Consider the following 14,539-nt stretch of genomic DNA (forward strand, 5'->3'; position numbering starts at 1 on the left):
GGCCTCCGGGGTTGGCGCCGTGGGGGGCGGTGGGGGGGGGGGGGGGGCGCGCCGCCCCCCCCCCCCCCCCCCGCGCCGCGGGGCCGGGGGCGGGGCGGGCCCCCCCCCCCCCCCCCCCACTTCCGGCCGTCGGACCACGATCCGCCGTACTCCTTCCGAGGCGACCGCCCCAGGCCCCGGCATTCGGCCCACCCCGTAGCGCCCAAGGCCTCTCGTGCTCCGGCACCGGCGCACGCCTGGAGGGCGATCTCGTCGAGTCGAGCACGGAGTGACCATCAGGGTGGCCGAGCCCCGCGGGTGCGCTCGGTCCCGCAGCCGCGTCCGCACCGGAGAAGGGGTGACGGTTGATGTCGGACGGGAGAGCCGAGTCACTCGACGCCGGGGCGAGGACCGGACGATCCGCCACGTGATGAGCGCGGAGCAGCCCCGGGCTGCCCGTCCGTGACGCCCTGGCACGACGGTCCCCGGGTCCTCTCCCGCTTCCGGTCGCTCCCCGGGATCGGCGCGGCCTCCGCCTACCGGCGCGAGTGGCTGGTCAGGGACTTGGTCGCGGGTGTGGTCCTGACCACGCTGCTGGTGCCGCAGGGCATGGCGTACGCCGAGTTGGCGGGCCTGCCGGCCATCACCGGCCTTTACACGACGATCCTCTGCCTGCTCGGATACGCGGTGTTCGGCCCGTCCCGGATCCTGGTGCTGGGCCCGGACTCCTCGCTGGGGCCGATGATCGCCGCAACCGTGCTGCCGCTGGTCGCGGCCGACGGCGATCCCGGCCGGGCCGTCGCGCTGGCGTCGATGCTCGCGATCATGGTGGCGGCCATCATGATCCTGGCCTCGGTGGCGAAGCTCGGCTTCATCGCCGACCTGGTCTCCAAGCCGACGATGATCGGCTACATGAACGGTCTGGCGCTGACCATTCTGATCGGTCAACTGCCCAAGCTGCTCGGGTTCAAGGTCGACGCGGACAACCTGATCGGCCAGTGCGTCGGCCTCGTACGGGAACTCGCCGGCGGGGCGGCGGTACCGGCCGCCGCCGCGGTGGGCATCTGCGGAATCGCCCTGGTCCTGGTCCTCCAGCGCTTCCTGCCGAAGGTTCCCGCGGTGCTCGTGATGGTGGTCCTGGCGATCGCCGCGGCCACCGCCCTCGACCTGGGCGAGCACGGCGTCAGCCTCGTGGGGGTACTTCCCGAGGGCTTTCCGCCGTTCACCCTCCCCGACGTGCGCCTGACCGATCTCGCACCGCTGCTCGGCGGCGCGCTGGGCATCGCCCTGGTGTCCCTGGCCGACACGATCTCCAACGCCTCCGCCTTCGCGGCCCGCACCGGGCAGGAGGTCCGCGGCAACCAGGAGATGGCGGGCGTCGGTGCGGCCAACCTGGCGGCCGCCCTATTCCAGGGCTTTCCCGTCAGCACGAGCGGGTCCCGGACGGCGGTGGCGGAGCGCGCGGGGGCCAGGAGCCAGCTCACCGGGGTCGTCGGAGCGGCGCTCATCGTCCTCATGCTCGTGCTGGCCCCGGGCCTGTTCCGCAACCTCCCCCAGCCGGCACTGGCCGCCGTGGTCATCACCGCGTCGCTGTCCCTGGCCGACGTACCGGGTGCCGCCCTGTTGTGGCGCCGTCGCCGGACGGAGTTCCTCCTGTGCTTCGCGGCCTTCGCCGGTGTGGCCCTGCTGGGCGTACTGCCCGGGATCGCCATCGCCGTCGGCCTGTCCGTCCTCAACGTCTTCCGGCGCGCCCGGTGGCCGTACGACACGGTACTCGGACGGGTGCAGGGCCTGGAGGGCTACCACGACATCCGCTCCTACCCTCAGGCCGAGCAGCTGCCGGGCCTGGTGATCTACCGGTTCGACGCCCCGCTCATCTTCGCCAACGCCAAGACGTTCCGGGACGAGATCAGGCGAATGGCCGGCGCGGAGCCGCGGGCCGGGCTGGATCGTGGTCGCGGCGGAGCCCATGACCGACGTGGACACCACCGCCGCCGACATCCTGCAGGACCTGGACGAGGCGCTCAACGCGGACGGTGTCCACCTCGTGTTCGCCGAGCTCAAGGACCCCGTACGGCGCAAGATCGAGCGGTACGAACTCACCCGGACCATCGACCCCGCGCACTTCTTCCCCACCGTGGAGGCCGCCGTGGCCGCCTTCCGCCGGCGCACCGGAGCACAGTGGGCGTCTCCCACCGGGCCCGGCCAAGAGTCCGGCGAGCCCGGTCGCCGGCCCGCAGAGCCCGGTCGCGGGCCCGCCGGATCCGCGCCCGCCGACGAGAAGTGACCGGCCGCCGGGTGGCGGCGTCACCGGTTCGACGGGCTCCGCCGCTCACGCTCCGCCGTGTCCGGCCGCGGCCCGTCCCACGGTCAGTGCCAGCCGCCGCACCCGGCGCCAGTCCATCGGAGCCACGGTCCGCGGCACGCCGGGGCGGTGCCGGGGCACGCGCACGCGCAGGGCGCCCGATTCGATACGGCAGCGCACGGGAGTGGACAGCATCAGGGCCTCGCCGTCGACACCGACCGGGATCACGGGAGAGTCCGCGTCGACGAGGACCTCACGGGCGGTGACCACGGTCAGGCCGCGGCCCTGCCCGCCGTGCAGCAGGAGCTCCGCCGCTTCGGCGGCGTTCGCGACGTCGACGCTCAGCACCCCCAGCTCGCCGGAGTCCAGCCGCTCCCGGTGCCCCAGTCCGGCAGAATCCCCCCGCTGGTAGGGGTTGTTGCTCACCAGGACGGCTTGGGGACCGTCCCAGGCCAGCGCATTGGCACGGACGCCCAGCCGTGCACCGCTCGCACGGCTCAGCAGGTCCGGCAGCATCTCCAGAATGGTGCGGGCCTTGTCGTCACGGTAGGCCGGACTCTGCACGACTTCCGCGTACACGCCGAACGAGGCACTGTTCACGAAGACGCGCCACGTACTCCCGTCCGCCGGTTCGCCCTCGTGGAGGAAGCCGAGGTCGACGCGGAGCTCGACGCCGTCGGTGAGTGCCTCCAGGCACCGGGAGGGGTCCTGCCGGTCCAGGCCCAGATCCATGGCGAAGTGGTTGCGCGTGCCGGCACTGATCACCATGAACGGAATATCGTGCTCCACGGCCACGGCGGCGACCAGGGCCTGCGTGCCGTCGCCGCCCGCGACGCCGAGCAGGTCGGCCCCGTGCCCGACGGCCTGCCTCGCCAGCTCGGCCACGTCCTGGCGCCGGTCCGGATCCAGGACCACGACCTCGGCACCCAGGGCCCGGGCCCGCTGCGCCAGACGGAACTTCTCGACCTTCCCGCCGCCCGAGCGCGGATTCATGATCAGGAAGGGCCTCTCGGGGCGGACGGCCGAGTGCTCGGGCATGCTCGATGCCGTGGCCTCGGCCAGAGCATGCCTGCCCGCGGCAATGGCCAGGGCCCACAGGCAGAGCGAGACCGGCACGGCCCACAGCAGCCCCGCGGTCGCGTACATCAGCAGGACGGCAAGTGGTGCGACGACCACCAACAGCACGGCCAGCACCCTGATCCAGCCGGTGTGGGTGAGCATCCACCACACGCCGGCGGCCGTGAGCGCCAGCCCTGCCCACCCGACCGCCATCAGCACGAGGCTGACGAGGCCGCCGAACACCAGCAGCACCACGGGCGCCGCCAGGGCCGCCACCAGGGCCAGCCGCGCGGCCCAACGCTGACGCCTGCTCACGCGCGGCTCGGCGTCGTCGGGGTTGCGGCAGGGCATGAGGGTCTGTCCTTCGATTCGCCGACGGTTCGTATCGCCCCCCCCTCGGCCCCACGCTACCGGGCACCTCCCCCGCGCGCCCGAGCGGCGCCGACGCGGCTCCTCCGCATGCGCGGTGCCGCGGGTCGACGCACCCTGTGAGCGTGAGGGCGTGATCGGGACACGGCCTGCGGCCGGGCCAAGGAGGGCATGTGAACCACTATCCAGCCATCGCCGACCACGGTCTGGTCGGCGATCTGCAAACGGCAGCGCTCGTGTCGTCCGGGGGAACGATCGACTGGTGGTGCACACCTCGGTTCGATTCCCCCAGCGTCTTCGCCTCGCTCCTGGACAGTGAGCGGGGCGGCCGCTGCACGCTCGCCGCGGAGCTCCCGGACGGCAGCGGCGGGACGGTTCGCCAGCTGTACCTCTCCGACACGGCCGTCCTCGTCAACCGCTTCCTGGCACCCGGTGGCGTCGGCGAGGTCGCCGACTTCATGGTCCCGATCGAGGGCACCGTCGCCACCGACCGGCACCGCCTGGTCCGGATCGCCCGCGTCGTCCGGGGGAGCCTGTCCTTCACCTTCGAATGCCGCCCGCGCTTCGACTACGGCCGCGCCTCCCACTCCCTCACCCGGACCGACGACCACACCGTGGTCTTCCACGGGCCGGAGACGGATCTTCACCTTCAGGCGGCCGGCCACGTCACACTGCAGGCCGACGGCGACGACATCACCGCCCGTTTCACCCTCGGGGCCGGCGAGGTCGCCGCTGTCGTACTGACCAGCGCCGCGAGTGGCGGTCCCGCCCCCGAGCCGCTCTCCCGGGACGGCATCGCCGACGAGCTGGAGGCGTGCCGGACCTTCTGGCACCGATGGCTGCGCTCTTCCACCTACCGCGGCCGTTGGCGGGACATGGTCAACCGCTCGGCGATCACCCTCAAACTGCTCACCTACGCCCCCACCGGCGCGCCGATCGCCGCGGCGACCATGGGACTGCCCGAGCAGATCGGCGGCGAGCGCAACTGGGACTACCGGTACACGTGGGTCCGCGACGGCTCGCTGTCGGTGCGCGCCCTCGTCGACCTGGGTTTCAAGGAAGAGGCCCATGCTTTCCGCCGCTGGCTGCGCGACCGCATCGACGCCGGTGCGACCTCGTCGGGCGACCCCCTCCAGATCATGTACCGGGTCGACGGGGAGCCCCATCTGACCGAGGAGATCCTCGATCACCTGGAGGGCTACATGGGCTCCGCACCCGTACGGGCGGGCAACGCGGCGGCCGACCAACTCCAGCTCGACATCTACGGCGAGGCGGCAGACGCCCTCTCCGTTTCCGGCGACATGGGCGCCCTCCGCGGCTGGCTGGCCTTCAGCAACGTGCTGGACTGGCTCGCCGACAACTGGGACCGCCCCGACGAGGGCATCTGGGAAACCCGCGGGGGCCGCCAGAACTTCACCTACAGCCGGCTCATGACCTGGGTCGCCTTCAACCGCGGGGTCCATCTGGCGACGTCCCACTCCCGACCCGCCGACATCACCCGCTGGACCGCGGCCCGGGACGCGGTCTTCCGGCAGATCGTCGAACGCGGATGGCACGAGGAGCGGCAGGCCTTCGTGCAGCACTACGACACCGACGTGCTGGACGCCTCGCTCCTGCTCATGCCCCGGGTCGGCTTCATCTCCCCCATGGACCCGGCCTGGCTCAGCACCCTCGACGCGATGGACCGGGACCTGGTCAGCGACAGCCTGGTCTACCGGTACGACCCGGCGGCCTCCCCCGACGGCCTGCGCGGCTCGGAGGGGACCTTCAACCTCTGCAGCTTCCTCTACGTCGAGGCCCTGGCGCGGTCCGGCCGGCTCCAACAGGCCCGGTACGCCTTCGACAAGATGCTCACCTACGCCAACCACGTCGGCCTGTTCGCCGAGGAGACCGGGCCTTCGGGCGAGCAACTCGGCAACTTCCCGCAGGCGTTCACGCACCTCGCCCTCGTCGCCGCGGCCATGGCCCTCGACGAGCAGCTCGACAAGGCGGAGCCGTGACCGGGACCCGGGCCGGACGCGGTCGCCCTCCGGCGGGCGCAGGCGCAGCCGATGCCGGTGCCGGCAGGGTACGTCCTCGGCCTCAGCGGTGGCGCGGTTGGCCGCGGAGGTGTCCCGGCGGGAGCCGTCGGCCGTATGCGAGCAGGAGGAGGTCCTGTGCGGCGCCGGACAGGAGCGTTCCGGTACCGAAGGACCAGTCGAGGTCGTCGGCCCGGAGTTCGACGCCTCCCAGGTCGGCTCCGAAGAACGTGAGGGTCCTGGCGTCGATGCTTTCCAGGAGGATGCGCACGCGCTCCTCGGGCACCCGGCGGCCGAGGCCCAGCGCGACGGTGATGTCCAGGCCGTGGACCACGTCGTGGCCCAGGGCCGCCTCGATCCCGCCGACCGGCGGCTTCCACGGATGATCCGCGTTGTCGCCGAGGAACGCGGCGAGCTCATGCGTCGAATGGGCGGCCGCGTCCTTGCGGGCACAGCGGTCGGTCATCCGGTTGAGGCTGCCCCGCGCGCCGATCAGTTCCCGCGCCATCTTGGGGAGCGAGTAGCGGAACCCCATCGTCATGTGGGCCGCGACCTCCCGTACCCGCCAACCCCCGCACAGACTCGGGGCGTCCCACTCCTCGGCCGACAGGCCGTCCAGTACGGCCGCCAGCTCCCGGCGTTCCGCTGCTATCGCGGCTTTGACATCCGCCACTGGTCTCCGGTGTGTCATGTTCCCCATGGCTCAAGGCTCTCGGCAGGCCCGCCATAAGTCCAAGAGTTTGCACGTCTCACAACTAGAATGATCGGTTATGGACATTCGGCAGTTGCGGTACTTCGTCACGGTCGCGGAGGAAGCCAACTTCACCCGCGCCGCCGCCCGTCTGCACCTGGCGCAGCCGGGAGTGAGCGCCCAAGTCCGCCAGCTCGAAAAGGAACTCGGGCACCGGCTGCTCGACCGCTCCGGCCGGTCGGTGACCCTGACGGAGGTGGGCGGGGCCGTACTGCCGTACGCGCGGGCCGCGCTCGCCGCGGTCGAAGCGGTGCGGCAGACCGCTGACGAGTTCACCGGATTGCTGCGCGGTCACGTCACCCTCGGCCTCGTCTCGGGCGCGGCCGCGGCAGCCCACGAGTTCGACCTGGCCTCCGTACTGGCCGGATTCCACGAGGACCACCCCCAGGTCGAAATCGCCCTGACCGAGGACACCTCGGAGCGGATGCTCATCGCAGTGGATCGCGGCGAACTCGACGTCGCCGTGATCGGACTCGCGGACGAAGAGCCCCCACCGGGCATCTCCGCCCAAGTCCTGGTCGACGAACCCCTGGTCGCGGCCGTCGCCCCGGGCGACCCCGTCCTCACGCCCCCCGACCGCACCTGCATTCCCTTGGCCGAGCTCCGCGAGCGCCCGCTGATCAGCCTGCCTCGTGGCACGGGGCTGCGCGCAGTCCTGGACCGCGCGTGCGCGCAGGCGGGTTTCCGGCCCCGCATCGCCTTCGAGGCCGCCGCTCCGCCGTTCCTCGCCCAGCTCGCCGCCCGCGGTCTCGGCGTGGCGGTGATTCCGGAGCTCTCCGCCGGCGAGGCGTCGGCCCTCGGGCTGCGGACGCTGGAGATCACCGAGCCGCGGCTACGCGGCCGGGCCGCTCTGGTCTGGCGGACGGACGGCCCCTGCAGCCCCGCAGCCACCGTCTTCCTGGAGCTGCTGCGGACCGGCCTGACCGCGCCGGAACGGCTCGCCGTCAGCGCGCCCAGGGCAGTGGTACCGCCTCGACCCCCGTGTCGTTGAGTAGCGCTTCGATGAGGACGGGAGGGCCGACGATCTTGGTGCCCCACAGGTCGTAGTCGGTGCACAGGACCCAGGAGCGGTCCTCGGCCCAGAAGTTGGACGGGCTGAAGTCGGCCACGGGGTTGTCGTAGAGGATCTCGGCATCGCCGAGACGACCGGCTTGCACATGGAGGTCGTCGAAGTCGACGGTCTTCAGCATCAGCGGGTTGTAGTAGGCCAGGCACGGGGTGTCCGGCCCCGCGGGACTGTGCTCGGTGAGGATGGCGACCAGCCGGTTCCAGGTCGCGCGGTCCAGGCTCCCCTCGGTGGGCGGATCGATGCCGAGAGGCCAGCTGCCGTTCTTCTTGACCGTGGGAAAACAGCGGTACGACGGCAGCAGCCCCTCCGGCACGATGGGATCGCCGGTACGCAGGGCGAGTTCCGCCCAGCGCAGCCGCCGCCAGCCGCGGCCGGGAGGCTCGGCGCGGCCCAGGCCACCCCCGGTGGCGATGCCCACTTCGAGATCGATGCCGGCAAAGGTGGCGGGCTTGATGGTTCCGTCCGCCAGGCGCGCCTGACGGTGCTCGTGGTGCGACACCTCGGTCGGACCGTGCTCGTTCTCGTACATGGCGTTGAGGACCCAGACGGCGTCGGGTATCGCGGGCGGCATGAAACCGGTCACGCCGTCGCCGCACAGCTCCGACAGCCAGTCGGTCGTACCCGACGGCGCGAGCGGCCACAGGGCTGACAGCAGGTTCGACTCCTCGGGCATGGGGCCATGATCCCAGCCGGAGCCACCGGACCCTTTGGGGGGGGCCGGCCCCTTTGTGACCGTCGTTCTCGGACTCTGCGTGTCGCATCGGACATCGACCTGTCGACCGGACGAGCGCCGACGAGCAGCTCACCAGCGGCTGTCCGGCAACGGGGCGGATATGGCCAGGCCCTCGTCAAGCTTCTCGACCAGGGCTGCGGCCACCGACGGAGCGCAGTGCTCAGCCCACCGGCCCACGGAAGCCAAGAAGGCGACGAGTTCGTCCTGAACGGAGCCGAGCAGCTCAGACAACTGGGCTCGGGGAATGTCGATGGGAGACCCCTCGGGCCGGTCCGCATCGGGCCACAACCGGATGACCGCCCCGACGTGCTCGACACGCGGCGTCGGATCATGCCCGAGCCAAGGCCACTCGCCGTCGGCGAGGGCGAGCCAGTCCCGCCAGTTCTCCAGTCCGAAACAGCATCCGGGCGACGCCGTGACCCCGGTGGCGGTGTCCCGGATCCTCAGACCACCAGGAGCGACGGCACACTCCGCTGCCAGCAGACGGCGGACCTGCTCCAGACTGCTCTCGGGCGCGGGGACTCCGGGCTCGCCATGTTCCTGGTTGTGGTTCGTCAGGATCGCCATGGCCGTGCCGACCTGCAGGGAGGACAGCTGACCGGACAGAGCCAGAAGGCGGTCCGCGGATGGTTCGGCAAGGGGCCACAGAGAGAAATCCCCGGCGCCGTAGGTCTCCAGTACGGCATCCATGATCAGCATTCACACAGTGTCCCTCAGCCTCGGCCATTGACGTGAAGCCTCACCATTTCCCGAGCCACCGAACCACTCCGAAGAACGATCTCGCTCCGGTGGCTCCTCGCACCGGTGCGGGTCTGTCGCCGGCCGGCACGATCGAGGTCAGAGTTCGGTCGTCCAGACCCCGACAGGATGCTCACTCGGTGGCAGCCACAGCTGAGGCTGTGACTCCCGATGCCTCTCCTCAACCGGTTCTTCCCAATGAAAGCGGTCGTCCACGTCGGGCCACGCAACTTGCAAGACGGGAAGAGGCGGCCGCCGGTAGAACCCGATGGCCCGTCCGAAGAAGGTCCGGTACCAGCGGCGATCCACCTGCCTGAGCGCGACGCGACGACCGTCGGCAACACCGGGATGCGTCTGGCCCTCACCCAGTACGGCGCCCGCTGCGGACTTCGCCCCGAGCATGTTGAGCATGCCGTGCATGGCGCGGACGTCCAGCCCGAACATCGCGAGTTCAGGTGCGCCGTGCGTGTGGGCGAGGCCGATCGTATAGGCGAATCCGGGCCCGATCTCGTCCTCGGGAACCATCACGACGTGCCATCCGTGCTGCTGCACGTTCTCGATGATCGTCAGATCCGCGCGGTCCGCTTCGTCCCGGTCGCCGTAGTCGTGGCAGAGGACGCAGCGGCACTGGAACGGATCATCAGTCACGCCCGGAGGCTACGCGGCGAGCGTTCGAGTCCAGCGGCGGGGTGGCCGGGCGGCGGCGTGGGGGCGACCGCCGGGTCGAACGCCGCGAGCATGTTCGCAGCCCGCAGCCCGCAGCCGGACCGGCCCGTACAGGTCGTCGAGCAGAGCACCCTCCAACGGCAGCAAACCGGCTGCCGCGGAGCGCTGCCGGACCAGCCGGCGCCTCGCCAGGTCCAGGGCCTCCCGGAACAGCGGGGGTGCCCCCGGTTCGGCGGGCGGCCTCGATCGACCGTACGGTGAAGGGAGTTGCGCCTTGAGGTGGTGCTCCATCCTGATGCGCAGCACTGCTCCGGACCAGGTCAACGGCAGCGGCGCTGGCCAGGGGGCCGTCTGGAAACTCCCGGTATGACAGGCCGCGGGGCAGCACGGCCACGGTCAGCTCGGGGCGCGGCAGCCAACCTGTCTCCAGCGGAGGTTCGCGGTGGTCGACAGCAGTCACGTGGACCGCGGCCGGCGGGACTCCGACCCCGCAGAGGTCTCCCGACTCAAGGTGCTCGGGCAGCGGGTCGGTCCGGAACAGTTCCGCCTCGGCCTCCGGCGGGGCACCCCCGCCACCGTCCACACCCAGGGCGACGACCCCTGACAGCACATCTCCGAAGCGGACGTCCCCCTCGTACGTCATCGAACCAGGCTGGAGCGCTCAGCGCACGCGATCCGGGCCGGCCCGCCCGCATCATCAGACACACCTCGACGGCCAACCACGGCGCTCAGTCAGTCCAGTCCGGTCCGGCCCGCTCCGGTCCACGCACCACGCGCGAGCCGCAGCAGCGGACGCTGCGGGGGCACGTGCCGCGAGTGCCTCGGCGCGAGACGGCGGGGGCGCCGTGCGCGGTAGCGGATCGACTGTCAGATCCCGCGCCTAGGCTGTCCCGTAGAGTTTCGATCAAGGAGCAGGGCAGTGCGAATAGAGCGTCATCAGGTGGGCGGGGCCGTCGTGTCGGCCGCGCGGGAGGACTTCACGAACCGTATCGGGGGTCAGGTGCGGTCCATGTCGCGGGCCGGCCGGATGGCCACCTGCGAATGGCAGTTGATCGCCGACGAGTTCCTCGACTACCTGGGCGCCCTCTCGGTCGGAGCACCCGGCCTCGACACCCCGGAGGCCAAGGCCGCGCTGAAGGACGCCTCCGAGGCCGCGGCAGGCGCCGTCGCCTACGCGGCGTACCACCCGCACTGCAGTTTCCAGGTCTTCCTGGAGTACGTGAACTTCGGCATGAGCTACGACCCGGGTGAGGACGCCCCCGAGGAGAGCATCACGCCGGGAGAGTGGATCGACGCGCTCTGCTTGGCGGTCCTCAGGGACAAAGCCAAGTGGCACGGGGAGGCCTTCCACTTCGCCCGCGACAAGTTCTCCGCGCAGACGCAGGGAACGCCCATCGGAGAGCTCGCCACCGGACTGATGGCCGTGGTCCTGGACGACACCGGCGACGACGAGGCGTGGCCGCCGAGTGCGCAGGCCAAGCTCGGCGCCGTCGACGCGGCCCTGGACCGCATCCGTACCCGCGCCGAGGAGACCGGCGAGCCGCTCTTGGAACGGCCGGACGGCGTGGCGCTGCGGACACTGCGCGCCCTGGCCGCCGAGGACCGGGAGGCCTTCGACACCGCGCTGGCGGAGCTCCTCGTCGGGCACAGCACGCTGCACGGCTCCGCAGCCTCACCGAGCACTCTCCTCCCGCTCGTGCCCATCGCCCTGGCCGCGCTCGCGTACCGGACGCTGGGCTGGGTGCCCGCCGTCCGCACCGACTACCTCCCGCATGCACTGATCACCGGCTTCGAGACCCGAGGACCGCGGGTCTCGGGTTTCGGCCGGGATCGGCGCCCGGACGCGGTCGCCGCGCTCGCCGCGGGCCCGCTGGTCGTGGACCGGCCCGCCTGCGAGCGGACGGTGGACCCGCGGATAGAGGCCGTGTACGGGGAACACGTCCAGGAGGCGTTCACCCCTGTCGGCGGAGAGCCCCTTGCCGTCTGGCGGCTCGGGAGCGTCATGGGTGATCAGGAGCGCCTCTTCACATGGCGCGCCGGGGATCCCGGCGGTGTCACGGATGCACGGCTCGCGACTCTCCGGCTGGCCTCGCAGATGGGGGCGGCGCTGTTCCGCATCGCCTTGGCGGAGCCGGGTACCGAGGTGGAGGTGACCGTCGACGGCCGAAAGCTGCGCTACCGGGCCGAGCGGGGCGGGGAGGCCCACGCCGGCAACTGGCAGAAGGCCACTGCCTTCGCCCTGATCTCCGGCGCCCGCGAGGACCTCGCACCGCTGGTCCTCACCGGCCCTGCCTTCGCGCGCCCGGACGGCTCCGCCCTCAGCGCGTACCGCGAAGCCCTTCACGCCTACCTGAAGGGCGCAGATCCCGAACAGGCCGCGCAGCGGGCGCTACAACAGGCCGAGAAGGCGGAGGACCGGGGGTTCGCCATGCCGCCGGCGGTGTTGCTGTCACAGCTCGTGGAGGGCGATGAGGAGAGTTTCAACCTAGCCCTGGCCGACGCGCTCGAAGCCCACCGCGACCACTACCAGGTCGCCGACCGCGCCGACGATCCGGATGGTTCCGTCAACCTCGACATCCTCGCCCTGGCCTGCCACGCCCGCCGCCGCGGCTGGGTCATCCGAGTCGAATCCCCCTACCTTCCCCAGGATCTCCTGCGGGCCGCCGAACCCTTCTAGGGGTGTGCGCAGCGGAAGGCCGCGGCGGGCGCCGGACGGGCGCTCGGCGCGGCAGGGGGGGCGTCGGCACTGCGCCGATCGGGTGAAATCCGGGCGTAGATCCGGCGTGTCGCAGGTGCCGCCGCATCCGAAGAAACGATCGGGCACTGGTACGACGGGCGCGTTCCCCCGACCGAAAGGTGCCCGCCCATGCCTCCCACACCCCGCAATGCGCCAGATCCAGGGACGCCCCGACGGCCGAAGCCCCGACATCGGCGCGGTCTGGCGGCGCTGGTCACCGGCATCCTGATGGCCGCCGTCCTACCCCTGGCCGCCGGGGCACCGCAGGCCCGGGCCGCCGTCGGCATCGCCGAATACCCCGTGCCCACCCCCAGCACCCCGGTCGGCATCACCACCGGCCCGGACGGCAACCTGTGGTTCACCGAGGCGGTCGGCAACAAGATCGGCCGGATGAGCCCGACGGGCACCCTCATCGCCGAGTACCCCCTGCCCGGCGAGTTCAGCACCCCGCACGACATCACCACCGGCCCGGACGGGAACGTCTGGTTCACCATGCAGCACTTCGACTCCCGGGTCGGGAAGATCGACACGAACGGCACGGTCACCGAATACCCCCTCCCCGACCAGTTCGACGAACCCACCGGCATCACCACCGGCCCGGACGGCGCCATGTGGTTCACCGAGCAGAACGCCCACCGGATCGCCCGTATCACCACCACCGGCGCCCTCACCGAGTTCCCGCTCCCGGTCGGCTCAGGCCAGCCGTCCTACATCACCACCGGACCGGACGGGAACCTCTGGTTCACCGAGATCGGCGACAACCTCATCGGCCGCATGACCCCGTCCGGCGCCGTCACCGAGTTCCCGGTCCCCGGCGGCGGCGGCCCGACCGACATCACCACCGGCCCCGACGGGAACCTGTGGTTCACCGTCTTCGGCGGCAACCGGATCGGCCGGATCACTCCGTCCGGCGTGATCACCCAGTACGACGTGCCGTCGAACGGCTCCGCGCCCCAGCCCCAGGACATCACCGCCGGGCCGGACGACAGCCTGTGGTTCACCGAACGCAACAGCGGGAAGATCGGGCGGATCAGCACCTCCGGCGTCATCGCCGAGTTCCCCTTGCCCTCCTCGGAGCGCGGCCCCTGGGGTATCACCAAGGGCCCGGACAACGACATCTGGTTCGCCGAGACCTCCAGCTTCATCGGGCACCTCCACCTGACCGCCGCCGACTTGGCCGTCGCGAAGTCCGACACGGGCTCCGACCCGGTCGTGGAGGGCCAGAACGTCACGTACACGCTCACCGCGACGAACAACGGCCCGCAGACGGCCGAGGGGGTCGTGCTCCAGGACACCCTCCCGGCCGGACTGCAGTTCGTCTCGGCCTCCCCCGGGTGCACCGCGGCCGGCACCACCCCGGAAGTCGTCACCTGCGGCGTCGGCACCCTCACCGCCGGAGCGAGCGCCGCGCGAACCATCACCGTGACGGCCACGACCGAGGACCTCGTCGTCGACACGGCGGGCGTCGCCGGGGCGGTCTCCGACCCGACCCCGGCCAACGACACCGCGACGGAGACCACGACCGTCGACGCGGTCACCTGCTTCGGCGAACAGCCCACCATCATCGGCACCCCGGGCAACGACAACATCAACGGCACGCCCGCACGCGACGTCATCCTCGCCCACGGCGGCAACGACACCATCAACAGCGGCCCGGGCGACGACCTCGTATGCGCCGGCCCCGGGGCGGACTCGGTCACCGGCGGTCCCGGCAACGACCGCATCTCGGGCGGCACGGGCGACGACACCCTCCACGGCTCCCCGGGCGACGACACCGTGACCGGCGGCCCCGGCAACGACTCCCTGTTCGGCGACGCCGGCAACGACGACCTCGACGGCGGCCCGGGCACGAACATCAACAACGGCGGCTCCGGCACCGACGTCTGCGCCAACCCCGGAACGGGCTCCGGCTGCCCGTGACCTGAGCCGACGGGGTGCTGCCGCGACCGGAACCGGTCCGGGAGCACCCCGTCCTCCGGTCTCGGGGGACGGCATCGGCGTACTCCTGCAGCGGACGGCCCACGGCGGCGGCGCCGAGCCGGCCGGGTGCCGGTTTCGTGGCGGCGCCCGTCAAGGAGAAACGTCACTCCATTTCTCTGCAGTCATCCTTACGAT

Annotated in this window: 10 protein-coding genes and 1 pseudogene; 6 read left to right on the forward strand and 5 right to left on the reverse strand. The window is 71.6% G+C overall.

Features of this window, described 5'->3' with window-relative positions:
* The first annotated feature begins 498 nt into the window (after nucleotides 1–498).
* Nucleotides 499–2,266, forward strand: a pseudogene (locus ACIBAD_RS03060) (SulP family inorganic anion transporter).
* Between the two features lie 45 nt (nucleotides 2,267–2,311).
* On the opposite strand, the gene ACIBAD_RS03065 reads toward ACIBAD_RS03060, so the two are convergent.
* Nucleotides 2,312–3,694, reverse strand: coding sequence for a diacylglycerol/lipid kinase family protein (locus ACIBAD_RS03065; protein ID WP_398904024.1), 1,383 nt, complete (start codon nucleotides 3,692–3,694; stop codon nucleotides 2,312–2,314).
* Between the two features lie 191 nt (nucleotides 3,695–3,885).
* Between ACIBAD_RS03065 and ACIBAD_RS03070 the strand changes: the two genes are divergently transcribed.
* Nucleotides 3,886–5,712, forward strand: a complete 1,827-nt coding sequence (locus ACIBAD_RS03070) for a glycoside hydrolase family 15 protein (RefSeq protein ID WP_134068726.1) — start codon at nucleotides 3,886–3,888, stop codon at nucleotides 5,710–5,712.
* Nucleotides 5,713–5,794: 82 nt separating this feature from the next.
* On the opposite strand, the gene ACIBAD_RS03075 is transcribed toward ACIBAD_RS03070, so the two are convergent.
* Nucleotides 5,795–6,430, reverse strand: coding sequence for a maleylpyruvate isomerase family mycothiol-dependent enzyme (locus ACIBAD_RS03075; protein ID WP_398904026.1), 636 nt, complete (start codon nucleotides 6,428–6,430; stop codon nucleotides 5,795–5,797).
* A 70-nt stretch (nucleotides 6,431–6,500) separates the two neighbouring features.
* Between ACIBAD_RS03075 and ACIBAD_RS03080 the strand changes: the two genes are divergently transcribed.
* Nucleotides 6,501–7,472, forward strand: coding sequence for a LysR family transcriptional regulator (locus tag ACIBAD_RS03080; protein ID WP_398904028.1), 972 nt, complete (start codon nucleotides 6,501–6,503; stop codon nucleotides 7,470–7,472).
* On the opposite strand, the gene ACIBAD_RS03085 is transcribed toward ACIBAD_RS03080, so the two are convergent.
* The 3 genes from ACIBAD_RS03085 to ACIBAD_RS03095 form a co-directional block, all read right to left on the reverse strand.
* A complete protein-coding gene (locus ACIBAD_RS03085) occupies nucleotides 7,426–8,223 on the reverse strand; it encodes a hypothetical protein (protein ID WP_398904030.1) in 798 nt (265 codons plus the stop codon). The two genes, ACIBAD_RS03080 and ACIBAD_RS03085, sit on opposite strands and share 47 nt — an antisense overlap.
* 129 nt (nucleotides 8,224–8,352) lie before the next feature.
* On the reverse strand, nucleotides 8,353–8,982 hold the full coding sequence (locus ACIBAD_RS03090) for a hypothetical protein (RefSeq protein ID WP_398904032.1): 630 nt from the start codon (nucleotides 8,980–8,982) through the stop codon (nucleotides 8,353–8,355).
* 138 nt (nucleotides 8,983–9,120) lie between these two features.
* Nucleotides 9,121–9,669: a DUF4262 domain-containing protein gene (locus tag ACIBAD_RS03095; RefSeq protein ID WP_134068729.1), complete on the reverse strand. Its 549-nt coding sequence runs from the start codon at nucleotides 9,667–9,669 to the stop codon at nucleotides 9,121–9,123.
* 460 nt (nucleotides 9,670–10,129) lie between these two features.
* Between ACIBAD_RS03095 and ACIBAD_RS03100 the strand changes: the two genes are divergently transcribed.
* The 3 genes from ACIBAD_RS03100 (at nucleotide 10,130) to ACIBAD_RS03110 (ending at nucleotide 14,344) form a co-directional block, all read left to right on the forward strand.
* Nucleotides 10,130–10,291, forward strand: a complete 162-nt coding sequence (locus ACIBAD_RS03100; protein WP_166681978.1) for a hypothetical protein — start codon at nucleotides 10,130–10,132, stop codon at nucleotides 10,289–10,291.
* A gap of 336 nt (nucleotides 10,292–10,627) precedes the next feature.
* Nucleotides 10,628–12,364, forward strand: a complete 1,737-nt coding sequence (locus ACIBAD_RS03105) for an immunity 49 family protein (protein WP_398904751.1) — start codon at nucleotides 10,628–10,630, stop codon at nucleotides 12,362–12,364.
* A gap of 288 nt (nucleotides 12,365–12,652) precedes the next feature.
* Entirely contained in the window at nucleotides 12,653–14,344 is a 1,692-nt protein-coding gene (locus tag ACIBAD_RS03110) for a hypothetical protein (protein WP_398904035.1), read from the forward strand.
* The last annotated feature ends 195 nt before the right edge of the window (nucleotides 14,345–14,539 follow it).

Origin of the sequence: Streptomyces sp. NPDC051109, from assembly GCF_044455885.1 — a bacterium.
In the GTDB taxonomy this organism is placed as follows: Bacteria; Actinomycetota; Actinomycetes; order Streptomycetales; family Streptomycetaceae; genus Streptomyces.